This is a genomic window from Flavobacterium microcysteis (genome assembly GCF_006385255.1).
In the GTDB taxonomy this organism is placed as follows: domain Bacteria; phylum Bacteroidota; class Bacteroidia; order Flavobacteriales; family Flavobacteriaceae; genus Flavobacterium; species Flavobacterium microcysteis.
On record NZ_VFJE01000049.1, the window covers coordinates 197578 to 220486 of the forward strand.

Annotated in this window: 22 protein-coding genes; 11 read left to right on the forward strand and 11 right to left on the reverse strand. The window is 38.5% G+C overall.

Annotation, left to right across the window (positions count from 1 at the left end):
• Positions 1–71: 71 nt before the first annotated feature.
• Positions 72–1412 (forward strand): S41 family peptidase, encoded by a 1341-nt coding sequence (locus tag FJA49_RS02575; RefSeq protein ID WP_158629435.1) that lies wholly within the window; start codon positions 72–74, stop codon positions 1410–1412.
• 9 nt (positions 1413–1421) lie between these two features.
• Here the strand turns inward: FJA49_RS02575 and FJA49_RS02580 are convergent, their stop codons facing one another.
• The 8 genes from FJA49_RS02580 to FJA49_RS02615 all read right to left on the reverse strand — a co-directional run bounded on the left by FJA49_RS02580 (position 1422) and on the right by FJA49_RS02615 (position 7988).
• Positions 1422–1976 carry a hypothetical protein gene (locus FJA49_RS02580; protein WP_139998535.1) on the reverse strand — a complete coding sequence of 185 codons (555 nt, stop codon included), beginning with the start codon at positions 1974–1976 and terminating at the stop codon, positions 1422–1424.
• A gap of 107 nt (positions 1977–2083) precedes the next feature.
• Positions 2084–2551 (reverse strand): hypothetical protein, encoded by a 468-nt coding sequence (locus FJA49_RS02585; RefSeq protein ID WP_139998537.1) that lies wholly within the window; start codon positions 2549–2551, stop codon positions 2084–2086.
• A gap of 57 nt (positions 2552–2608) precedes the next feature.
• Complete coding sequence (locus FJA49_RS02590) at positions 2609–3235, reverse strand: hypothetical protein (RefSeq protein ID WP_139998539.1); 627 nt, start codon at positions 3233–3235, stop codon at positions 2609–2611.
• Between the two features lie 5 nt (positions 3236–3240).
• Positions 3241–3645 (reverse strand): hypothetical protein, encoded by a 405-nt coding sequence (locus FJA49_RS02595; RefSeq protein WP_139998541.1) that lies wholly within the window; start codon positions 3643–3645, stop codon positions 3241–3243.
• A gap of 516 nt (positions 3646–4161) precedes the next feature.
• Positions 4162–4917: a hypothetical protein gene (locus FJA49_RS02600; protein ID WP_139998543.1), complete on the reverse strand. Its 756-nt coding sequence runs from the start codon at positions 4915–4917 to the stop codon at positions 4162–4164.
• Positions 4918–5319: 402 nt separating this feature from the next.
• Positions 5320–6084 carry a LytR/AlgR family response regulator transcription factor gene (locus FJA49_RS02605; RefSeq protein WP_139998545.1) on the reverse strand — a complete coding sequence of 255 codons (765 nt, stop codon included), beginning with the start codon at positions 6082–6084 and terminating at the stop codon, positions 5320–5322.
• Positions 6081–7178: a sensor histidine kinase gene (locus FJA49_RS02610; protein WP_139998547.1), complete on the reverse strand. Its 1098-nt coding sequence runs from the start codon at positions 7176–7178 to the stop codon at positions 6081–6083. The genes FJA49_RS02605 and FJA49_RS02610 overlap by 4 nt, the downstream gene beginning before the upstream one ends.
• Positions 7179–7307: 129 nt before the next feature.
• Positions 7308–7988: a Crp/Fnr family transcriptional regulator gene (locus tag FJA49_RS02615; RefSeq protein ID WP_139998549.1), complete on the reverse strand. Its 681-nt coding sequence runs from the start codon at positions 7986–7988 to the stop codon at positions 7308–7310.
• 106 nt (positions 7989–8094) lie between these two features.
• Here FJA49_RS02615 and FJA49_RS02620 point away from each other — a divergent pair, with 106 nt between their 5' ends.
• Genes FJA49_RS02620 through FJA49_RS02655 form a run of 8 tightly spaced genes read left to right on the forward strand, consistent with a single transcriptional unit; the run spans position 8095 to position 16779 of the window.
• Entirely contained in the window at positions 8095–10488 is a 2394-nt protein-coding gene (locus FJA49_RS02620) for a heavy metal translocating P-type ATPase (protein ID WP_139998551.1), read from the forward strand.
• Positions 10489–10547: 59 nt separating this feature from the next.
• On the forward strand, positions 10548–10751 hold the full coding sequence (gene ccoS / locus FJA49_RS02625; RefSeq protein WP_139998554.1) for a cbb3-type cytochrome oxidase assembly protein CcoS: 204 nt from the start codon (positions 10548–10550) through the stop codon (positions 10749–10751).
• 33 nt (positions 10752–10784) lie between these two features.
• Positions 10785–12977, forward strand: a complete 2193-nt coding sequence (ccoN, locus tag FJA49_RS02630) for a cytochrome-c oxidase, cbb3-type subunit I (protein ID WP_139998556.1) — start codon at positions 10785–10787, stop codon at positions 12975–12977.
• 4 nt (positions 12978–12981) lie between these two features.
• On the forward strand, positions 12982–13185 hold the full coding sequence (locus tag FJA49_RS02635) for a CcoQ/FixQ family Cbb3-type cytochrome c oxidase assembly chaperone (protein WP_139998558.1): 204 nt from the start codon (positions 12982–12984) through the stop codon (positions 13183–13185).
• Positions 13182–14120 (forward strand): cbb3-type cytochrome c oxidase N-terminal domain-containing protein, encoded by a 939-nt coding sequence (locus FJA49_RS02640; protein ID WP_139998560.1) that lies wholly within the window; start codon positions 13182–13184, stop codon positions 14118–14120. The genes FJA49_RS02635 and FJA49_RS02640 overlap by 4 nt, the downstream gene beginning before the upstream one ends.
• Positions 14121–14146: 26 nt before the next feature.
• Entirely contained in the window at positions 14147–15565 is a 1419-nt protein-coding gene (gene ccoG / locus FJA49_RS02645; protein WP_139998562.1) for a cytochrome c oxidase accessory protein CcoG, read from the forward strand.
• 53 nt (positions 15566–15618) lie between these two features.
• Positions 15619–16071, forward strand: coding sequence for a FixH family protein (locus tag FJA49_RS02650; RefSeq protein ID WP_139998564.1), 453 nt, complete (start codon positions 15619–15621; stop codon positions 16069–16071).
• A gap of 6 nt (positions 16072–16077) precedes the next feature.
• Positions 16078–16779: a sulfite exporter TauE/SafE family protein gene (locus tag FJA49_RS02655; RefSeq protein ID WP_139998566.1), complete on the forward strand. Its 702-nt coding sequence runs from the start codon at positions 16078–16080 to the stop codon at positions 16777–16779.
• A gap of 204 nt (positions 16780–16983) precedes the next feature.
• Here FJA49_RS02655 and hemN read toward each other — a convergent pair whose 3' ends face one another.
• From hemN to FJA49_RS02670, 3 genes are all read right to left on the reverse strand, one after another.
• On the reverse strand, positions 16984–18351 hold the full coding sequence (gene hemN, locus FJA49_RS02660) for an oxygen-independent coproporphyrinogen III oxidase (protein WP_139998567.1): 1368 nt from the start codon (positions 18349–18351) through the stop codon (positions 16984–16986).
• A gap of 100 nt (positions 18352–18451) precedes the next feature.
• On the reverse strand, positions 18452–19348 hold the full coding sequence (locus tag FJA49_RS02665) for a helix-turn-helix domain-containing protein (RefSeq protein WP_139998569.1): 897 nt from the start codon (positions 19346–19348) through the stop codon (positions 18452–18454).
• 77 nt (positions 19349–19425) lie between these two features.
• Entirely contained in the window at positions 19426–20247 is an 822-nt protein-coding gene (locus tag FJA49_RS02670; protein WP_139998571.1) for an SDR family NAD(P)-dependent oxidoreductase, read from the reverse strand.
• Between the two features lie 204 nt (positions 20248–20451).
• Between FJA49_RS02670 and FJA49_RS02675 the strand changes: the two genes are divergently transcribed.
• Both FJA49_RS02675 and FJA49_RS02680 read left to right on the forward strand, forming a co-directional pair.
• Complete coding sequence (locus FJA49_RS02675; protein WP_139998573.1) at positions 20452–21867, forward strand: aldehyde dehydrogenase family protein; 1416 nt, start codon at positions 20452–20454, stop codon at positions 21865–21867.
• A 77-nt stretch (positions 21868–21944) separates the two neighbouring features.
• Positions 21945–22745, forward strand: coding sequence for a helix-turn-helix domain-containing protein (locus FJA49_RS02680; protein ID WP_139998576.1), 801 nt, complete (start codon positions 21945–21947; stop codon positions 22743–22745).
• Positions 22746–22909 lie beyond the last annotated feature (164 nt).

A 22909-nucleotide genomic window follows, 5' to 3' on the forward strand; every position in this document is an offset into this window, starting at 1 on the left:
AAGATAAAACAAAGCTTTTGTAAATAGCCTCTATCATAAACCTCTGTTACTTTCGGGTAAAAATTATGTATATGAGAAATCTTGTTTTATTTATCACACTAACAGCCTGCCCTTCTTTTCTTTTTGCACAAAAGACAATCATTAGCCAGGAAGAAAAACTTCAGTTGCTGGAAAATCTGACACATGTGATTCATGCGTATTATGTCTATCCTGATAAGGCTGAAGAAATAACAGACTACCTAAAGAAATTGTATGCGACAGCAAAATATGATTCGCTCAACAATCCAACCGAATTAGAAAATGAGCTGACCAAAAACATTTTCTTTATCAGCAAAGACAAACACATTCGCATAGCGTATAATCCCGGACTTGAAAACGACATCCTAAAATTCAATGCTTCTGGCAAGAATGCAGAGAAAATATCACTAGCTGACCTCAACAAAGAGAGGCAAAAGAATTTCTATTTTAGGAAAGTTCAGATTCTTCCATCCAACATAGGCTATATAGAATTTACAAACTTTGCGAAACCAGGAAAAGAAGCCAATAAAACGCTAGCGGCTGTAATGCAATTTATCAGTAATACAGATGCGCTGATAATAGACCTGCGTAATAACTATGGTGGCAATGGAACTATGGTAAATGAAATACTCAACTATTTTTTTGAAAACCGGACTTATTCAGGCAGGGCTTTTAACCGGATAGAAAACAAATGGACCGATAGTTATGTAGGCAGTGCTAAAAAGAAATCTGAAAAATTATTCTTTAATAAGCCCATCTATATTCTTACAAGCTCTGCTACTTTTTCTGCTGCCGAAGGTTTTGCTTATGCTTTGCAATACCTAAAAAAAGCGATGGTTATTGGCGAAACTACACGTGGCGGTGCCCATCTTACACGAAGTTTTAGCTTAGGTAATGGTTTTGTTGGATTCATACCCTACGCCCGATTTGAAAATGCAATAACTAAAACTGATTGGGAAGGCAAAGGTGTCATTCCTGATATTCCTGCAACTTCTGAAAATAGCCTACTGATGGCTCAGCAAGATATTTTAAAGAAGAAATTACTATCAGCAGATGAAAACGAAAAGAAGAAAATAAGCTGGCTGCTTAATTATTATAAATCAAAAACAACAGTAATAACTGTCAGCAGTAGTATCGCTAAAAAATATGAAGGACGCTATGCTGAATTTGAAGTGAAATTTGAAAATAATGAGTTAAAAATACGTGATACGAACCAGCCTACTATTCAGTATAAAAGTCTGAAACCTATAACCGAAACCCTTTTTCAGGCAGGCGAAGATTATCAGATTGAGTTTTTAAGTGATAGTAATGGTATTATTAATGCTATAAAAATGTATTGGGAAGATGGTTGGAGTGAAGAGATAGAAAGGTTAGAAAACGATAGGATAAAATAAGGCAAGATTCTAAAACCCAATTAAAAAAAGGTCTTTTAATATAATTGTATTGCCCTCTCTTTTGAATAAACACAACCGGTTTGCTCCTCCCATCTTAAAATCATTCTCTTCAAAATATAAAAAGAATTCCGTTCTATCTTTATTATAAATGGGCAAATAAAATTTCCAATAGCCCGATTTGCCAATAGATTTTTCATATAGATTCCAAAAGTCTTCTCTTTTAGTCATTTTCAGATAAATATCATTCAGTGTTTTAGCTGAAAATATTTTTTTATTTGGAATTTTCTGTAAAAAAACTTTTTCCTGCGTTTGGTTATTAAAATAGCCATCAATATTGAAGTCAGGATATACATCTTTTTTTGAAATAAGATATTCTTTTATGCCAAGAGCGTTATCAATCGGTAAAATTTCATCACATACATAAACCGATGGCTTTCCAGCGGAGTCTTTGATTCTTTGTTGGTCAAAAACATCAATAACACCAGCGATATCATTTTCAATATCTTGTTGGTTAATTGAAATACATGATAAAAAACACAATATTATTGACAAATGTTTCAACATAAAATTAAAATTTAGGTAATCGTCTTTATGATAATGGCTCCATGAATTGCCAATGTATTTATGTTACTACTTTCTTATACTATTCAAAGAAATTTTTGCTTCACAATCTAATTTTTAGGAACTTTTACGAACTCTATAGGAATTGTGCCTTTATCTGATTCAAAAAGAAAGATAAGTTTATTTTCTTTCTGTTCAGAATTTATTAAATGCGTAAAAAGTCTATGATTTGTTGTTCCAAATTCTCTATTTTTTTCACCTAATCGCCGACCTTTTAAACTTGTAAGTTCTTCCATTTCTTTGTCAAATCGAATAATAAAATTTACATTCTTTAGTTTTTCAATGTTCCTATCTGTATCCTTATAACACCATGAATTTTCTGACCATACTTCTATAATTTTTACTTTCTTTCCCTTGTTTATTATTTCATTATTATTTGGACGGTAAACGGAGATAAGAACTTTATTTTGTTTTGCCATCTCTATAGAAATACTTTCAAAAGGAATTCCTGTTTTTATATCGCTTGTACAACTTATCAGTAAAAAAATGATCCCTATATATACTAGTGTATTTTTCATAGTTTAATTTCTTGGAAATAACATTGGTGTGCCAACTGAAGCCAGTGGGCATTCTACTCATTTTTTTAAAATCAAAGGAACTCTATTAGAAATAATTTTCGGTTCATATAATTCATATCCCATTTGTTCTAAAGAGTCTTTAACGGTTTTAGGCAAAGCATTTTTAAAATACTCGTTAATAATAGAATACCTCATATAAACATAATATTGTTTATTTGGTACCATCATGTCAGTTTTATATCCATAATAGCAATCTGTAGAGATATTCGTTTTCATTCTGAAAGGAATACTAAGTTTTACTTTTTGTTTGGGTTTTAATTTTAAAATATCTTTAGTAGTATGGGTAATTATATCAATGGGGCATGAACCATCATGTAGTTCAATATCCGGACTCGAATTTTCATCAGTAACAAGAACCGCACTTATAGTATATAAAGATTCGCCATTGTTAAATTCTTTCATAATATCATTGGCACTTTTACCACTATATAAAAGATAGTAATTCTTAAGAGAATTGTTAGTTATGATTATTTTTAAATCAGTGCTATCTTTTATTGAACGATTAGTCAGTTTGATACTTATATCCGATCGTATTTCACCTCGATGATATTTTGCACATCCTATAAGGACGAAACAAATAAAAATTATCTTTTTCCAATCATTTACGAAATCGTTTCTCTTCATTCTGTTCATTTTTTTAAAATCAAAGGAACCTTATTAGAAATAATTTCTTTCCCATACAATTCATACCCCATTTGTTCTAGAGAATCTTTAACGGTTTTAGACAAAGCATTTTTAAAATATTCGTTACCAATATAATAATTCGCAGAAACGTAGTATTGTTTATTAAAATCCATCATGTCAGTTTCATATCCATAATAGCAATCTTCAGAGATATTCGTTTTCATCTTGAAAGGAATACTAAGTTTTACTTTTTGTTTGGGTTTTAGTTTTAAAATATCTTTAGTCGTGTGGACATGTATATCTATAGGGCATGAGCCATCATGTAATACAATATCCGGTCCCAAATTCTCATCATCTCCAATAACTGCACCTATCGTATATAAAGATTCTCCATTATTAAATTCTTTCATTATATCATTTATGCTTTTACTGCTATATAAAAGATAATAATTCTTTAGAGTATTGTTGGTTATAGTGATTTTTAAATCAGTGCTATCTTTTATTGAAGTGTTAGTTAGCTTGATACTTATATCGGATTGAATTTCACTCCGATTATATTTTGCACATCCTATAAGAAAGAAGCATATAAAAATTATGTTTCTCATATTATTTAAATAGAATTAATCTTTGTCAGGTTTATACTAAGGCGTAAATTTATAGTGTTTACTCAAACATTATTAATCGGGAAACAAAAAAAGTAGCTTTAATTATTTTGATTGGTATAAAATAAACCTTTTTATCAAAAGAATTTTGAACCTAAGCAATACAATTTATACTTTTATTCCAACACCATTTCTTGATATTTATATAAAAATTGCCCCGCAAACTCCTACATCAATTCCTTGGCTTTGGGTCAAGATAGGAATTGATAAGGTGCCTGCGGGGCGGTAAAAATCAACAGTCAACTCTAATTGGGTTGAATACCGTTATCTTTTGTTATAATTGGAATATTCTGAAAGCGTTTGAACTGGTGTTGCTTGTCCTAAGAATTTGGCTAACATATCCAGATTTTCGGTGGTAGTAAAATAACGTTTTGCCTGTTCGTTCCAGCTGTATTTTATAGTAAGATCAAACTTTTCGGCATTCAGCATTTTGATTTTTAAAGGTTTTTCATTGATTGCCTGTACCTGTTCTACTTTTTTAGTCTTAAGATTGATGGTCATATACATTCGGCAGTCTTTCATAAAAGCGGCATCTTTATCAGAAGGATTTGGATTCTGCTTGTAGCTTATAATCAATTGGGCTGGTGTTTCTTTTTCAACTCTATAGGTCGCATCATCTGTCTGGGCAGCCGGCTGCTCTTTTTTCTGATTCTTACGAAAAGAATTGGTATCTGAACGGGAAGCCGATTTACCGTCTACCGTAAGTACTGTCCATTGTTCTTCTTTAGGCAATGACGGATCAAATTGTGCCCTGATTACTTTTTGGCTTGCAGAAGTTATTGTAGTCTGTTGGAGTTCATAAGCATAATTCTTAGGCAGTTGCAGGTTTTCAGGATTAAGAACACCCGTATCAATACCATGTTTGGCAAAGGCATCCAACACTGCGCTTTTTTGAGCTGAAACACCCATTGCAGACAATACCATAAAAAGAGCCAACAGCAATTTCATTCCATTTTGCACTCCCAATTTTGTTTCTCCATGAGCCATTCCCATTCTGCCCATTGCATTACTTTTTTTCATAATTCTTCTGTTTTATTATTTTGATGGGGCAAAATTATGAGCAGCGTTGGGGCCTTTGGGAGGTTTCCTGAGTGAAACGTCCAAACTAAAAGGTGAAATGTCTGTAGAGCGAAGTGAAGTGATTTTTAACTGGCTAGATTCAGTTGTATTTTTTGTTTAGTACGCAGATTATCACGGATTAAAATAATTATGCGGACTTAAGAAACCTTTTAATCTTAGTGCCTTAGAACCTTAGCACCTCTTTTTTAGCCACAGATTTACGAGTTTGTATAAAATGAAAGTGAACTTTGCGGCTCTGCGTCTTTGCGAGCAATTATTTCACGCAAAGACGCAGAGCCGCAAAGCAAAAAAAACTTATTTAGAATTTGTTTTGATGTGAAGTTCTGTTATCAATTTCCATTTCTAATAATCGAGCCACTCCTTAAACAAAGGTGCTTTTGTACGACTAACAATAACTTCTTCCGGGGCATTTTTGATTTTAAGTTTTAGCTTGCCATTGAAGTAATTCTGTACCTGTTCAATAGAATTAGCCTGTACGATATACTGACGGTTCACTCTGAAAAAATTTCTAGGTTCCAATTCTTGTTCCAAGGCTTCTAAAGTTTGTGGCACTACGACCTTTTCATTAGTAAAAAGATAGGCATAGCTAATGTTCAGATGCGAATAAAAAAAGGCAATATCTTCAACATTGATTTTGCGATAGGCATCACGATAGGGCAACAGGAAACGTGTGCGGTATTCCTTTGGTTGCATTTTGGCTAACAATCCTTCCATCAAAGCCTGCGGCAATTGTGGTGTTTGTACGGCCTGTTCAAACTTGGCTAAAGCGGCCTCTAATTCGTCCTTATCTATTGGTTTTAGCAGATAATCCAAACTATTATATTTGAACGCTTTGACGGCATACTCATCATATGCGGTCGTAAATATCACGGGACATTTAACCTCAACCCGATTAAAAACTTCAAAACTCAACCCGTCAGCCAGTTGTACATCCATCAGTATCAAGTCCGGGCATTCGTTTTCAGAAAGCCAGTCTGCAGCTTTAGCAACACTGCTCATAATGCCTGCAACCTTGACATCTGGCCGAATTTGAGACAATAATCTCAGCAGACGTTCTGAATTTAGTTTTTCGTCCTCAAGTATCAATATGTTTCGTAATGCGCTCATGAGATAAGTGGTACTTTAACGGTAAAGGTTTTACTATCCTGCTCAACAGAAGGTTTCCTATCGCTTAATAAAGCATAGCGATCGATGATATTTTTTAGTCCGATTCCTGTAGAATCCATCTTGTTAACCAAAGGCAACAAGTTGTTAGATACGACCAATTCCTCATTATCATTCGAATAAATGGCTACTAGTAGCGGATTTTCTTCTTCTGTGCGATTGTATTTCAGGGCATTTTCAATAAATAACTGCAACGTAACAGGCGGAATCATCATTCTGAGTTTTGATGCTTCGATATCAATCTTAAAAACACAGCCTTCTCCCATCCTATGGCGTATCAGAAAAAGATAAGCGTTCAGAAATTTCAATTCTTCAGATAAAGGTATCAGCTTTTTTTTAGAATTGACAAGCAAATAGCGGTAGACTTTAGTAAAATTTTCTGTGTACTCATACCCCAATTGCTGGTCTTTTAATATCAATTCTGAAAGTACGCTCAGGTTGTTGAATACAAAATGCGGGTCGAGTTGTAATTTAAGCGCCTGCAATTCGATTTCGGAAGCCAATTGTTTGTTCCGGGCTGCATTGATTTCATGCTCCGCTGCTTTTACAGTAGCTTCTTTCCAGTTGTGCAACAGAAAATCACCCGTATTAAGAGCGCTGACCATCAAGGCCCATAACATAATCGAAATAACGGTATACAATCCTTCACGCAAACCAATGGGCGAAGGCTGAGCCGTATTGGCGGCACCAAATATCAGGTACAAAAACGCCAGACAGATAATTAGGAACAAAGCCCCTAAAATCTGAAACAAGGCTTGTATCAGCAACCGTTTCAGAGGATGCACCATCCACGAAATTCTCTTGTTGAGTTTACGGTCTATAAAAAGGCTAAACCATACAATAGCAATACAAAATACCAGGTTAACCAACATGTCTTCTACCTGCTTGTAGACTGGCATGGCAAAAAAATTATGCCAATACGAATACGGAAAGATGATAAACACGGTCACATAGGATACAACAAATGTAAAAGTAACCAGCAGTACGTTCTTGATACTGTTCCTTTTTCTAAGATTTGTTTTTTCCTGTTGTTCCATATAATTCTTTAGGCTTAACCCAATTATGGGTTATTAGTTGGTTTTTTCCGGTTTTTGTTACAATAAAAAAGCACGGGCTGAAATCCAATCCGTGCTTTATATAATTATGTTTATGGCTGAGAAAGCGTATTACTCTGCTTCTCTCTTTAAACCTTTAATATCTTTTAAAAATATTTTCTTGCCTTTGAGCTCGATAAGTCCGCTTTTATTAAAGTCAGACAAGAGACGGATACAACTTTCCGTTGCCGTTCCAATCATACTACCAATTTCTTCACGGGTTAGTTGGGTTTTAAGGCTTCCATCTTCGTGCGTACCAAAGGTATCTTTCAAGTGTAAAAGTGTTTCGGCTAGACGTTCTCTTACGGTTTTCTGTGCCATGTCAACCACATGATCGTCGGCTTCTTTAAGGTCGCCGCAAATGGCTCGCATCACATTCATCGAAAACGCATTATTCTGGTTGAATAATGGCATGATTTCGCTCTTTGGTATAAAACATACTTCCATGTCTTCAAGCGCTATAGCACTCAAATTGGCAGGTTCATCGCTTATCATAGAACGCTGTCCTAACAATTCTCCTTTCGATACCAGTTTGATGATCTGATCCTTGCCATTGGCACTCAGTTTAGACAACTTGCAGACACCATCCCGAACGCAAAAAATACCGTTTACATTCTCTCCTTCTTCAAAAATAGGCTCACCCTTTTTGATGATATAGGACGACTTGCAGTCCGCTATCTTAAGCAGTTCCTCTTTATTGAGGGCCTTAAGCGAGCTAAACTCTCGAACGATACATTGTTCACACTTACTCATGGGCGGGATGGGAATTAGTTTTGCAAAGATACGGAAAAGCATGATAATTATCATAGTTTACGCCTGAGGCATTTCCAAACTTTGCATCAGGTAAATGAGCAAATTTATGGACACGCACAGTTGTTTCCACTGCGGTCTTGAAGTTATTAAAAAAGAAGAAATCGTTTTTGACGGAAAATCGTTCTGCTGCAAAGGCTGTCAGACCGTGTATGAAATTTTCACAGACAACGGACTTTCTTCCTACTATGACTTTGAAAAAATGCCGGGCGCTTCGCCTCAGGCCGTAAATGGAAAGTATGATTTTTTAGACAATGAAAAGATAGCTGCAAAGCTGTTGGAATTTGAAGATGAAGGCACGAGTATTGTGTCTCTTTATATTCCGCATATCCATTGCAGTTCCTGTATTTGGATTTTGGAAAACCTCCACCGACTCCATCGGGGCATTGGTTCTTCTCAGGTTAATTTCTCCGAAAAGAAAGTGCGTATTATTTTCAATCCCAAAGAAACCACTCTCAAAGACATCGTATTGATGCTCTGCACCATAGGTTATGAGCCTTATATTTCATTAGAGAATTATGAAAAAGGAAAGACTGCATCAGACCGCAGTCTTATCTATAAATTGGGCGTGGCCTTTTTCTGCTTCGGAAATATCATGCTGCTTTCCTTTCCTGAATATTTTGAAACCGAAGAATTTTGGTTGGACCAGTACCGTGGTTTTTTCCGATGGTTGATTTTTGCGCTGTCGCTTCCTTCTTTCCTTTATTCCGCCAGCGGCTATTATGTTTCTGCTTATAAGAGCATCCGAAACGGCATGTTTAATATCGATATCCCAATTGCGTTAGGAATCATCGTGATGTTTATCCGTAGTACGGTAGATATTGTTTTGGGTTACGGACAGGGATTTTTTGACAGCCTTACCGCTCTTGTTTTCTTTATGCTTGTAGGTAGGCTGTTCCAGCAAAAAACCTACAGCTTTCTTTCTTTTGAAAGAGACTTTAAATCCTATTTCCCAATTGCTGTTACGCAAATTAAGGCACAGCAGGAAGAAGTTTCTGTTCCCGTATATGATATCCAAAAAGGTGACCGACTGCTTATCCGTAACCAGGAGCTTATTCCAGTGGACGGCATTCTTATCAGTAACGACTGTCAAATCGATTACAGTTTTGTGACCGGAGAAGCAGATCCTATCCATAAAAAATCGGGTGATAAGGTTTTTGCCGGAGGCCGATTATTAGGACAGGTAATCGAAATGGAAGTACTGAGTTCTGTTTCCCAAAGCTATCTTACCCAATTATGGAGCAATGATATTTTCCAAAAGAAAAATGAAAGTCACCGCAGAAGCATTACTGATGCTATCAGCCGTTATTTCACGCCTGCCCTACTGTTGATTGCTTTTCTTGGTTTCAGCTATTGGATTTTTATAGATGCCAATACGGCCTTTAATGTATTTACAGCTGTTTTGATTGTTGCCTGTCCGTGTGCATTGGCATTGACCGCTCCTTTTACGTTAGGTAATGTACTGCGAATTATGGGCAGGCAAAAGCTTTATCTCAAAAATGCCGGCGTTATCGAACAGCTTGCCAAAGCAGACATGATTGTTTTTGACAAAACCGGAACCATCACAACCAGCAAGGCATCTGATATTTCTTTTAAAGGAAAACCGCTTTCTGCTGTTGAATTGTCTTATATCAAAAACCTGTTGCGAGGTTCCAACCATCCGCTAAGCCGCAGGCTCTATGATTTCCTGCCGGTTGCAGAATTGCGTATCGTTCATGGTTTTGAAGAAATTACAGGAAAGGGCATTGAAGGTATTATTGACGGAAACTGTATCAAATTAGGAGCTGCTGCTTATGTTGGATATGAAACTTCAAAAACAACACAAACAGCCGTACATATTGCTATCAACAACGATTATAAGGGAAGTTATGTTTTCGACAACCAATATCGCAAAGGTTTAGAACAGTTGTTTAACAGCCTGAGTAAGAATTATGATATAAAAATCCTTTCGGGCGACAATGATGGCGAGCGTGAACAATTGGAACAGATGCTTCCAAAAGGCACAGAATTGCTCTTCAACCAAAAGCCGGAACAAAAACTGGAAGCCATCAGAAAATGGCAGGAAACAGGCCATAACGTAATGATGATTGGCGACGGACTGAACGATGCCGGAGCCTTGGCACAAAGCAATGTGGGCATTTCTATTTCTGAGAATGTCAATGTATTCTCCCCGGCTTGTGACGGTATACTCGACGCAACGGAGTTTTCAAAGATTGCTTATTTCCTGAAGCTTTCTAAAAAAGCCATCACTACTATCAAAATGAGTTTTACGCTTTCTCTGCTTTATAATGTCGTTGGATTGGGCTTTGCTGTAAGCGGAAAACTATCTCCTTTGGTAGCCGCTATTATCATGCCGCTGAGCACGGTAACCATTATCAGTTTTGTCACGTTGGCAAGCAATTATTATGCACAAAAACTAAAATCTAAAACTGGCCGGGCATGATAAATATCATGTTTTTCCCGAAGCCGCCAAAGTAATTTTGTTCTTATAAAATCTAAGGTATGAGTGTCATCTATTTATTAATCTCCATCAGCATTGTCGTAGCTGTTGGCTTCTTTATTGCCTTTGTCAGAGCAGTAAAAGGCGGACAATACGATGATGACTATACTCCATCGGTTCGGGTTCTTTTTGACGATGAAGTCGTTTCGAAAAAGCAGGAGCCTAAAACCGAAATCCGGAAAAGCAGTCCGAAAACCAATCCTTAACAATCTGATAATCCAATAAATCCAAAATCAAGCATGGAAGTACAACAGTTTTACTATGACAACAAGATCGTAAAGAAATTCCTTTACGCGACCATCATCTGGGGTGCGGTAGGGATGCTTGTGGGGCTTTTGATTGCCTCTATGTATCTCTTCCCTAACCTTACGGAAAACATTTCATGGCTCAGCTACGGAAGGTTACGCCCGCTGCATACCAATGCGGTTATTTTTGCCTTTGTAGGTAACGCTACCTTTGCAGGTATTTACTATTCGTTACAGCGTCTCCTTAAAGCAAGAATGTTCAGCGATGTGCTGAGTAACATCAACTTTTGGGCATGGCAGTTTATTATTGTAGCTGCCGCTATTACCTTACCGCTGGGTTATACTTCTTCAAAAGAATATGCTGAGCTGGAATGGCCAATTGACATTGCAATCGCAGTAGTTTGGGTGGTATTTGGTATCAACATGATAGGAACGATTCTCAGAAGAAGAGAGCGCCACCTGTATGTAGCCATCTGGTTTTACCTTGCTACTTTCGTAACCGTTGCCGTACTGCACATTTTTAACAGCCTTGCGCTTCCGGTTGGAGCACTAAAAAGTTATTCTGTATATGCCGGAGTTCAGGATGCACTGGTACAATGGTGGTACGGACATAATGCCGTGGCCTTTTTCCTTACAACTCCGTTCTTAGGACTGATGTACTATTTCGTGCCTAAGGCAGCCAATCGTCCGGTTTACTCCTACAGATTGTCTATCATTCACTTCTGGTCGTTGATTTTTATCTATATCTGGGCCGGGCCTCACCACCTGCTCTATTCTTCATTGCCGGATTGGGCACAGAACCTGGGTGTTGTATTCTCCATCATGCTGATTGCTCCATCCTGGGGTGGTATGATTAACGGATTGCTGACATTACGAGGTGTTTGGGATAAAGTACGAACAGAACCGGTATTGAAATTCTTTGTCGTTGCCATCACGGGTTATGGTATGGCAACATTTGAAGGCCCGATGTTATCACTTAAAAATGTCAACGCTATTGCCCACTTTACAGATTGGATCGTAGCTCACGTACACGTAGGTGCCTTGGCATGGAACGGATTCCTGACATTCGGTATGATTTACTGGTTATTACCACGTATGGCAAAAACATCATTGTATTCTAAAAAACTGGCCAACTTCCATTTCTGGATTGGTACTTTAGGAATCATCCTGTATACGTTGCCGATGTATGTTGCCGGATTCCTTCAGGCTTCTATGTGGAAACAGTTCAATCCTGACGGTTCTTTAGTGTACGGAAACTTCCTGGAAACCGTAAAACAGATCATGCCGATGTACTGGATGAGAGCTATTGGAGGTACTCTGTTTATCATCGGGCTTTTTGTGATGATCTATAACATCGTGAAGACCGTAAAACAAGGAAAAGCAATCGAAGATGAATTGGCCGAAGCTCCTGCTTTACAGAAAATCACAAACAAGAGATTGAAAGGTGAAAAATTCCACCCTTGGTTGGAAAGAAGACCTATACAGTTAACGATATTGGCAACCATCGCCATCCTGATTGGTGGTATCATACAGATTGTGCCAACTATTATGGTAAAATCAAACATTCCGACAATTACATCGGTCAAACCGTATACTCCACTGGAACTTGAAGGGCGTGACTTGTATATCCGTGAAGGCTGCGTAGGCTGTCACTCACAGATGATTCGTCCGTTCCGTTCTGAAGTGGAACGTTATGGAGAATATTCCAAATCGGGAGAATATGTCTATGATCACCCATTCCTTTGGGGTTCAAAAAGAACCGGACCAGACCTGATGCGAATTGGAGGCAAATATTCAGACAACTGGCATTTCAACCATATGTGGGATCCAAGAAGCACTTCGGCCGGGTCAATCATGCCGTCCTACAAATGGCTTTTTGACAACAAACCTATGGATTATTCCGATATCCAGAAAAAAATGGAAGTTATGGTACAGTTGGGTGTTCCTTACACCAAAGAAGAAATCGCTAATGCACAGGCAACCATCAAAGAACAAGCATTGGCCATCGAAAAAAACCTATATGCTGATCCTGATTTCAAGAAAAGTTATGAGGAAAGCCAAAAGGCAGCAGCTGTCAAAGGCGAAACCTTTGTACCAATGCATCAAAGAGAAATTGTTCCGATGATTGCCTATCTGCAACGCTTAGGAACCGATATCAAAGTCAAAGAAGCAAAAACCAACAACTAACGCCATGCTGAAATTTATCAAACACAATATGGAAACCATCTCGGGTATCGAGATCTATCCCATCATTTCACTGCTGATTTTCTTTCTGTTTTTTGTAGTCCTGTATGCCTGGACATATACGTACAAGAAAGAAAAGATTACAGAACTGAGCCGTATTCCTTTTGAAAGCGAAAACGAAATCGATAACCTCAAAAACAACAAGCCATGAAAAAAATCTTTCCAGTATATCTGAGAGTACCGATTATCTTTTTTGCCGTATTTCTGGCTATGGAGTATTTTATAGATTCTGGCGACAGGCCTGCTTTTGTGAAATATCCAATGATTTCAGTCTTTTTGGTTGTCTTCCTATTCCTGCTTATCGCTATTGAACTGGTCGTGGCAGCAGTAGACAATGTAACCTATCATCTGTTGACCGACGAGCAGCGCAAACAACTGGAAGAAGCCAATGAAATAAAGATTACCGATAGCAAGCTGTTCCAAAAAATCAAAAAATGGTTTGTCAAAGAAAGTCAACCTATCGAAACCGAAAGCGACATTTTGCTCAGCCATGATTATGATGGTATTAAGGAACTCGACAACGACCTGCCGCCATGGTGGACGAAACTGTTCTATGCCTGTATTGTATTCTCCTTTATTTATCTGGCGAAATACCACATTTTTGGGCATGACGACCAGGCTAAGGAATTTGAAACTGAAATGGCCGAAGCCAAACTAGCTGTTGAAGAATACAAAAAAACAGCCAAAGACCTGATTGATGCCGAAACCGTGACGCTGCTTACCGATGCAGGTGATATCGCAGCCGGAAAGGCCGTATTTGAAGCCAACTGCGTGGCTTGCCACAGACCGGATGCCGGAGGTGCTATTGGTCCTAACTTGACAGACGACCATTGGATTTTGGGAGGCGGTATCAAAAATGTTTTCCATACCATCACAGAAGGTGGTCGTGATGGTAAAGGAATGGTAGCCTGGAAAGGCACATTGAAACCTTCCGAAATCCAGCAGGTCGCTAGTTATGTACTATCGCTGCAAGGTTCAAATCCAAAAGACCCTAAACCTGCTGAAGGTGAAATATGGGTAGAAGAAAATGCACCAAAGGCAGCAGACACAAAAACGGAAGAAGCAAAAACGGTAGCCCAAAACTAAGGGCTGCCGGCTAAAAAATAAGAATTATGCCAAAATTGCGGGATGAGTCTTTTCGCGATGCGATTGGGACAGTAGATGATAAAGGAAAAAGATTGTGGGTCTATCCTAAGATACCTACAGGAAAACTGTATGAAAAGCGGAAGATTGTCAGCTATTTTTTACTGCTGTTTTTGTTTGCAGCGCCTTTTATAAAAATCAACGGTAATCAGTTTCTGCTGTTTAATGTAATGGAACGCAAATTCAACATTTTTGGATTTCCGTTCTGGCCACAAGATTTCTACCTGTTCGTGATTTCAATGTTGGTAGGCGTTGTGTTTGTAGCATTATTCACAGTAGCTTTTGGAAGGATTTTCTGTGGCTGGATCTGTCCGCAGACTATTTTTATGGAAATGGTTTTCCGCAGGATCGAATTTTGGATTGATGGTGACCGTGGAGCGCAAATGCGACTTGACAAACAAAAATGGGATGCAGAGAAAATCCGAAAACGGGTATTGAAATGGAGTATCTTTTTTATCATTTCCTTTCTGATTGCCAACGTGTTTCTCGCCTATCTCATCAGCAGTGACGAATTGATACGGTTGGTCAAAGAACCGCTAGCCAATAACCTGAGCACTTTTATTGCCTTATTGATTTTTACCGGAGTTTTCTACTTCATTTATGCCTGGTTCCGTGAACAGGTTTGCATTATTGCCTGTCCTTACGGACGATTACAAGGCGTATTACTGGACAACAAATCGATTATTGTGGCTTATGACCATGTGCGTGGTGAAAAAGAAAAAGGTAGAGCCAAAATCGATAAAAGAGAAGACCGGACGCTTAGCGGCAAAGGTGACTGTATCGATTGTAAACAATGTGTCAATGTTTGTCCTACAGGTATTGACATTCGTAACGGAACTCAGCTGGAATGTATTAACTGCACGGCCTGTATTGACGAATGCGATGCCATTATGGAAAAAGTCAGCCTGCCAAAAGGTTTGATTCGCTATGCTTCTGAAGACGAGATTACAAAAAACAAGAAGTTTGAATTTACGGCTCGTATGAAAGGTTATACTTCTGTTTTGTTGATTCTTACCGGAATTTTCATAGGACTATTATTCCTGAGAAATGATGTGGAAGCTACCATATTGCGACTGCCCGGACAATTGTTTGAGCACAAAGGCGAAAACATCAGCAATGTGTATACCTACAAAATTGTCAACAAGACGGTAAACGATTTTGAAGACATCCATTTCGAACTGCTTAGCCCAAAAGGAACCATAAAAACCGTAGGAAAATCATGGTTCGGCATTGCTAAAGAAGGAATGGCACAGGGAACGCTGTTTGTAGAAATTCATCCGGCTTTCCTGAAAGGCGACCGCACTACTATCGAAATAGGCGTTTTTGAAGGCGGAAAACTCATTGAAACCGAGCGTACCAATTTCCTTGGCCCTAGAAGCTTTAATTAAAATAATCGTACCGTCAAGTTCACAAGACATGGCGGTGCTTAAAAATAGAAATCATGAAAAAAATAAACTGGGGAACCGGAATCTTTATTGCTTTTGCCCTGTTCATGTCGTTTATCTTATTCTTTGTCTTTTTGGTACAATCAGACCACAAATACGATAACGAACTTGTCATTGAAGATTATTATAAATACGAAACAGGACTGCAAGCACAGCTCGACAAGGAAGATAATGCTTCAAAACTTGAACAGAAAGTATCTTTTGAAGCCGGAGAAAATGGTATTATCATCACATTTCCCAAAGGTTTCGACTATAAAAATATTACAGGAAAAGTGTCCCTTTACAGGCCGTCAAGCCAGAAATTAGACTTTGAGATTCCAATCGCATTGTCTTCTTCCAATTTGCTCATACCTAAAAGTGATTTGGCTGGCGGTCGATGGGACATTGTTACCGACTGGAATTACAACGGTACCGGCTATATCAATAAAAAACAGCTCACGCTTGATTAAACCCTAATGTTATACTCTGCTTTTTTCTTCGGGCTTATTTCCAGCTTCCACTGTGTAGGGATGTGCGGTCCTATTGCCATGATGCTGCCTCTCGATCGTAGCAGTCAGGCAAAAAAGACAGCCCAACTACTGCTCTATCATTTGGGAAGATTAACGGCTTACAGCAGTCTGGGACTTCTATTTGGCCTGTTAGGAAAAGGTTTTTATCTAGCCGGAATGCAACAGCAATTGTCTATTATTGTTGGTGTTTTGATGATATCGATTGCTGTCATTCCGGAAAAGATTTTTATGAGGTATAATTTTTCACGACCGGTTTATACCATCATTTCCAAAGTAAAATCTGCACTGGGAAAACAATTCAAGAAAAAAAGCAACAGTTCCTTATTTCTCATTGGCCTGCTAAACGGATTCCTACCCTGCGGATTGGTTTATGCCGCTTTGTTTGGCGCACTAGCTATGCAAAACGCACCTCTTGGAATTGCCTATATGGCACTCTACGGACTGGGAACTATCCCAATGCTAAGCGCAGCAGCCTATGCTGGCAGTTTTCTAAGCAACGGCTTCAGAAGTAAATTACAAAAAGTGATTCCCATCGTTACCGTAATTATAGGAATGCTATTTATTCTCCGTGGTATGGGATTGGATATTATGTATGTTTCGCCTGGAGATATGAGTTTGTTTGTGAAGAGTGGAGCAGATTGTAGATAGAGGTTTGTTTTAAATAGGTACTGAGGCACTAAGGTACTAAGGCGCTGAGGTTTGGTTCTGTTTTCCGAAAAGAGATTTCTTTATAAATAGTTTTGTTTATTCTTTACCTCACACAAAAGACTTAGAACCTTAGTACCTTTTTACCTTAGTGCCTTTCACCTCAATACTTTTCAACCTTAGAGCCTTAGTACCTCAGCACCTTCTCTAAACAACCAACGAAAACACCTGCGTTTCCGGTATTCTACGTTTTAAACGAAGATCAAACGCCATACAGGCATTGCGTAAGAAAGGTTTTCCTGCTTCGGTAATGGTAAGTTTGTTATTTTCAATATGAAGCAGGCCATCATTCTCCATTTCGGATAATTCGGTGAGTACGGCAGGAAGTTCTGGAAAATGCGCTTCTGTATGGTTCCATTCGGTTTCAAAACGGCACATGAGGTTGAGTATATGCTGTCTGATAATCAGATCTTCTTGGGTAAGGATATGACCTCGGTTTACGGGTACCTGGTTCCATTCGAGCAATTGGTAATAATCGTCCAAATCTTTTACGTTCTGAGCAAAACCATACCAGCTGTCGCTTATAGACGAAACGCCCAATCCTATCATGAGTTGTGTTTTAGAATGGCTATAACCCATAAAATTACGATGCAGTTTTCCTTCTTGTGCTGCTTTATAAAGTGAATCGGTTTCCAATGCAAAATGATCCATTCCAATTTCATGATAGTCGTTAGAATTAAGCAATGCCTTGCCTATTTCATATAATTTGCGTTTTTCTTCATCTTTTGGAATATCCTCATCTTTATAGCCTCGCTGTCCGTTGCCTTTAATCCATGGCGTATGGGCATAGCTGTAAAATGCCAAACGGTCTGGCCTTAGTGAACGGGTCTTTTCGATCGTATCGACCACATTTTCCAAAGTTTGGAATGGCAGGCCAAAAACCAAATCGTGCCCGACTGATGTATAGCCAATTTCCTTTGCCCATAAAGTTGCCTTTGCTACATTGGAAAAAGGTTGGATGCGGTGGATGGCTTTCTGTACGGTTTCGGAATAATCCTGTACGCCAAAGCTTACCCTGCGAAATCCAAGGCCGTATAATTTTTGAAGATGTTCTTTTGTAGTATTGTTGGGATGTCCTTCAAAACTAAACTCAAAGTCTTTCGCCTTTGTTCCGGTTTTTAATATACCATTTACCAAATCTTCTAAATGCTTTACGGCAAAAAATGTAGGTGTGCCACCTCCCAAATGGATTTCCTTAATTATAGGTTTTTCATCCATTTCATGGCAATACAACTGCCATTCTTTTAAAACGGCTTCCAGATACGGTTGTTCTACATTATGGTTTTTGGTAATGCGTTTGGTACAGCCACAAAACGTGCATAGGCTTTCGCAAAACGGCAAGTGAATATAGATGCTGATGCCTTCTGCACTATTACTTTCACGAAATGATTTCTTGAAGGATTGCATCCATGCTTCATAGCTGAAATCGCTATTCTCCCAATACGGAACAGTTGGATAGCTCGTATATCTTGGGCCGGGAACATTATATTTCTGGATAATGGAATTGCTTGGCATAATCGGTAATTTTATGCCAAAGCTACTTCTCTCCTTATCTTTAAAAAATGATAATTGTCATGTCTATTTATTTTAACAGCATGACTTTGAATAGAATATCTTAATTCACGAAATTCTTGCGGTATTCGTTTGGACTCACACCTACTTCTTTTTTAAAAAGCCTTGAGAAATAAGGCGGATTGTCAAAACCTAAAGCATAAGCCGTTTCAGAAACCGAGTTTTCAGAACCTTGTAACAAGTTTTTAGCTTCAGAAATCAGGAAGATATGAATCAATTCAATTGCCGTTTTTCCGGTTTCCTGTTTCAAAAGATCGCTCAGATAACGTGGTGAAAGGTTGAATAAGTCAGCGAGTGACTTGACTGTTGGGAGTCCTTTTTCTTTCGACTTTCCTTTTTCAAGATAGGATGCCAGCAAGTCATTAAACTTAGAAACTGTTTTTCCTGACAATTCTGTTCTGTTGATAAACTGCCGTTTATAGAAACGCTGCGAATATTTCAAAATGGAATCGATATGCGCAATGATAATTTCCCTGCTGTATTCGTCCTGATTGTTATAATATTCCAATTCAATTTTGCTATGTAGGTCCCAAATAATTTGTTCTTCACGTGCCGAAAGATGAAGCGCCTCATTGGCTTCATAATCAAAATAGCCGTATTTTTTTATTTCAGAATGCAGATGGTAACCATTTAGAAAATCTTCATGAATCCAGATGATAAATCCTTTTTCTTCGAGTTCCACATTATTGATTTCGATTACCTGTCTTGGCTTCATGAACATCATCGAGCCGTTGTCATGGTCGTATTTGGTTCGTCCATAAAGCACATAACCCGATTTGATTTTCTTAAAAGCAATCATGTAAAAATCGGTAGTGAACTCGCTCTGTCCGATTGAACATTCGGACAGCTTTTCGCACATTACCAGGCTAATCAACGGATTTTCCGGTGGCGGATAGCCAATAGAACGGTGCAGTTCGCTTATGGTCTTAAAATGTCTCATAAAAAAGTAGAAGAACTACGCTTTTAAAGGCGCAGTTCTTTTTAAAATTAGGTACGTAAATATACTAAAAAAGCAGATTAATTTCCGTGGGCTTTTGCGGATACTTCTTTCCATTCTTCCCATTCTGAAAGGCGTTGCGCGTATACTTCTTTTACCCATGGCAGGGCAACTTTTCCTAGAAAAAGACGCAATGGCGGATTGGCAGCATCGACCAATTTCAATATTGCCTCAGCAGTCGCTTCCGGTTTACCAAAAGAATCGGTATCAGCCATTCCGGCATGGAAAGCAGCTCTTACATTGTCATACGCATTGATTGTTTCTGACTGGATTGCAGAAGAACCCGCCCAATCAGTAGAAAAACCATTTGGTTCTACCAAGGTTACATTGATTCCAAATTCCTTAACTTCTGTAGCAAGCGTTTCGCTTATGGCTTCAACCGCAAATTTTGAGGCATTGTATATCCCTAAAGTTGGCAGTGTAGCCACGCCTAATACGCTCGATAGCTGAATAATATGTCCATGGCCTTGCGCTCTCAAAATTGGAAGTGCCGCCTGCGTAATCCACAATAATCCAAAAACGTTAGTCTCGATTTGATCTCTGGCTTCTTTTTCGGAAGTTTCTTCAATCGTTCCAAACAGTCCATAACCCGCATTGTTGATAATAACATCCAGTTTTCCGAAATATTCTTTAGCCTGGTTAACAGCTGCAAAACTTTGTTCACGATTGGTCACATCCAATTGTATTGGCAATATCGCATCGCCGTATTGTGCTTTTAATTCTTTGAGCGAATCCAGATTTCTTGCTGTTGCAGCAACTTTATCGCCACGTTTAAGAAAGGCTTCTGCCCATATTTTCCCAAATCCTCGGGAAACTCCTGTAATAAATATGATTTTTGACATCAGTAAATATGTTTAGATTAATAACAGGACAAAGTTAGGATGGAGACTCGCCAGAGAATTTATACAAAAGGCGGTAAAGCATATACATTTTGTTTTGAAGCATGAGCCTTACAGCAAAGTAACTTTGAGCTTTCTAGCAAAGCAGACCGACTGTTTGTATACGAATTTTGTCCTATAAAAATTAATCAAATAATTTATTAGGATATGAAAACGATTGACAAAATCTACATCAATGGCGAATTTGTAAAGCCAAAAGGAAACCAGGTATTTGACCTTATCAATCCAACAACCAATCAGCTAATCGGGCAGGTTACTTTGGGAAATAAGCAGGATGCTCAAGATGCTATTGCAGCAGCCAAAGAAGCCTTCAAGACTTTTTCTCAAACCACCAAAGCAGAACGTATCGACTATTTGAAACGTTTGCATGAAGTGGTTTCCAGACGAAAAGACGAGCTTATTGATGTGATGGTTGAAGAATATGGAGGTACCTACCAATTCTCTAAAATGAGTATGGAATTTACATTGAGTTCTTTTACTTCTGCTATTGCTACCTTAGAAAAATTCGACTTTACAAAAAAGATGGGCTTTTCTGAAGTACAGCTGGTTCCGCTGGGAGTCGTAGGAATTATTATTCCATGGAATGCCAGCAACGGTTTTATTGCCGGAAAACTTGCTACGGCAGTTGCCGCCGGATGTACAGTGGTTATCAAGCCTAGCGAAATGAGTGCGTTGCAGACACAAATTATGACAGAATGTTTGCATGAAGCAGGATTGCCTGCCGGTGTGTTTAATATTGTAAACGGATTGGGCGATGTGGTTGGTGCTGAAATCAGCAGCCATCCGGATATAGCTAAAATTTCATTTACAGGATCGAGCAATGTAGGAAAGATTATTGCCCGTGAAGCTTCGGCTACTCTTAAACGTTATACTTTAGAACTTGGAGGCAAATCGCCAAATATCCTTTTAGAAGATGCCGACTTTACCAAAGCTATTCCAACGGCTATTGCGGCTGCCTTTATGAACAACGGACAAGCCTGTGTGGCAGGAACCCGACTTTTGGTTCCGGAAAGCCGATTGGAAGAAACCAAAGAATTAATACAAGCGATGCTTCCTCTGTTTCCGGTTGGCAATCCTAAAGAAGAAACAACAGCTGTTGGCCCAATGGTGAGCAAAAAGCAATACGAACGAGTGCAGAATTATATCCAATTGGGTATTGAAGAAGGTGCTACATTATTAGCAGGCGGACTCGGACATCCAGAAGGATTGGAAAACGGAAATTTCGTAAAGCCAACTGTTTTCTATAATGTGAATAACAAGATGCGTATCGCACAGGAAGAAATTTTTGGCCCGGTGTTATCCATTATCACTTATAAAGATGAAGCCGAAGCTGTTGACATTGCAAATGACACCATCTACGGATTACAGGCTTATGTAAGTTCTGCCGATAACGAAAGAGCGAGACGAGTTGCTTCTCAGATTAATGCCGGTCGTGTATTGGTCAATGGATTAAACCACGATCCGGAAGCGCCTTTTGGAGGATTTAAGCAATCCGGCATAGGAAGAGAATTCGGGGTTTATGGTTTAGAAGCTTATTTGGAACCAAAAGCCTTAATCGGTTAATTATAACTAATAATGTTTCAGCAATACAGCTAAAAAAACGGCTGTATTTCTGAAGCTATTTTTTTAACTTTACGCTCATGACAGCAATAAGAGAAGACCTTCCACAAGTATTATATTCCTGCTACTACCAACGCAGCAGAGAGGGCGAACATTTTATTCCCGAACATGTTTTTAGTTACCAGATATCGGGTACCATGTCGGCTTGGGATGCTAAAAACGCTTATGAAAGTAAAGAGGGTGATTTCCGTCTTGCCATTCGAAATCGTTTGGCTAAATTCGTCAAGCAACCACCAGAAAACGGAGAATTCAAACTTCTTTCTTTATTTCTAGATCGGGATACGTTACGTGAAGTCAGTCGGGAAATCAATTATACAGCTACAAAAACGACTACAGAAGCAGCGATTCTTCCTATTGCTTCCAATCCACTTTATGTTAGCTTTATGGAATCCCTACTCGCCTATCTGCAATTACCTCAGGAAAACAATACCGAACTTTTAAAACTAAAGACCAAAGAAGCCATTTATCTGCTGATTAAAATTAATCCGGAGCTAAAGGACATTTTATTTGATTTTAATGAACCCGGCAAGATCGATCTGGAAGCTTTTATGAACAGGAATTTCCATTTCAACGTACACCTTAAGCGTTTTGCCTACTTAACAGGACGAAGCCTGGCTACATTCAAACGTGATTTCCAGAAAATATTCCAGGATACGCCAAGCCATTGGCTACAACAACGTAGATTACAAGAAGCCTATTACCTGATTACAAAAAAAGCCAAGACACCGTCTGAGGTTTATATCGATGTAGGCTTTGAAGACCTGTCGCATTTTTCATTTGCGTTTAAGAAAAAGTATGGGGTATCGCCTTCCAAAGTATAATAGAAAGGTAAAAATAAAAAATGTATCTCTTTAAATGTTGAGTTTAGATTCGTAGCGATTTTGGGCTATAATCCTCTAAAAAGTGCTTTTTTAGGAACCCTTTTTTGAGCCTTTCCCCAACCCTTCTTACGGAAATCCGTAATTTCTAAACAATCCATATTAAT

Coding starts and splice junctions, on each gene's coding strand:
- FJA49_RS02670 (WP_139998571.1), bottom strand. CDS start 20,247: ATGTCAAAAATCATATTTATTACAGGAGTTTCCCGAGGATTTGGGAAA.
- FJA49_RS02605 (WP_139998545.1), bottom strand. CDS start 6,084: ATGAGCGCATTACGAAACATATTGATACTTGAGGACGAAAAACTAAAT.
- FJA49_RS02635 (WP_139998558.1), top strand. CDS start 12,982: ATGCTGAAATTTATCAAACACAATATGGAAACCATCTCGGGTATCGAG.
- FJA49_RS02610 (WP_139998547.1), bottom strand. CDS start 7,178: ATGGAACAACAGGAAAAAACAAATCTTAGAAAAAGGAACAGTATCAAG.
- FJA49_RS02665 (WP_139998569.1), bottom strand. CDS start 19,348: ATGAGACATTTTAAGACCATAAGCGAACTGCACCGTTCTATTGGCTAT.
- ccoS (WP_139998554.1), top strand. CDS start 10,548: ATGAGTGTCATCTATTTATTAATCTCCATCAGCATTGTCGTAGCTGTT.
- FJA49_RS02590 (WP_139998539.1), bottom strand. CDS start 3,235: ATGAAGAGAAACGATTTCGTAAATGATTGGAAAAAGATAATTTTTATT.
- FJA49_RS02580 (WP_139998535.1), bottom strand. CDS start 1,976: ATGTTGAAACATTTGTCAATAATATTGTGTTTTTTATCATGTATTTCA.
- FJA49_RS02615 (WP_139998549.1), bottom strand. CDS start 7,988: ATGAGTAAGTGTGAACAATGTATCGTTCGAGAGTTTAGCTCGCTTAAG.
- ccoG (WP_139998562.1), top strand. CDS start 14,147: ATGCCAAAATTGCGGGATGAGTCTTTTCGCGATGCGATTGGGACAGTA.
- FJA49_RS02640 (WP_139998560.1), top strand. CDS start 13,182: ATGAAAAAAATCTTTCCAGTATATCTGAGAGTACCGATTATCTTTTTT.
- FJA49_RS02675 (WP_139998573.1), top strand. CDS start 20,452: ATGAAAACGATTGACAAAATCTACATCAATGGCGAATTTGTAAAGCCA.
- hemN (WP_139998567.1), bottom strand. CDS start 18,351: ATGCCAAGCAATTCCATTATCCAGAAATATAATGTTCCCGGCCCAAGA.
- FJA49_RS02620 (WP_139998551.1), top strand. CDS start 8,095: ATGGACACGCACAGTTGTTTCCACTGCGGTCTTGAAGTTATTAAAAAA.
- FJA49_RS02655 (WP_139998566.1), top strand. CDS start 16,078: ATGTTATACTCTGCTTTTTTCTTCGGGCTTATTTCCAGCTTCCACTGT.
- FJA49_RS02585 (WP_139998537.1), bottom strand. CDS start 2,551: ATGAAAAATACACTAGTATATATAGGGATCATTTTTTTACTGATAAGT.
- FJA49_RS02650 (WP_139998564.1), top strand. CDS start 15,619: ATGAAAAAAATAAACTGGGGAACCGGAATCTTTATTGCTTTTGCCCTG.
- FJA49_RS02680 (WP_139998576.1), top strand. CDS start 21,945: ATGACAGCAATAAGAGAAGACCTTCCACAAGTATTATATTCCTGCTAC.
- ccoN (WP_139998556.1), top strand. CDS start 10,785: ATGGAAGTACAACAGTTTTACTATGACAACAAGATCGTAAAGAAATTC.
- FJA49_RS02600 (WP_139998543.1), bottom strand. CDS start 4,917: ATGAAAAAAAGTAATGCAATGGGCAGAATGGGAATGGCTCATGGAGAA.
- FJA49_RS02575 (WP_158629435.1), top strand. CDS start 72: ATGAGAAATCTTGTTTTATTTATCACACTAACAGCCTGCCCTTCTTTT.
- FJA49_RS02595 (WP_139998541.1), bottom strand. CDS start 3,645: ATGAAAGAATTTAATAATGGAGAATCTTTATATACGATAGGTGCAGTT.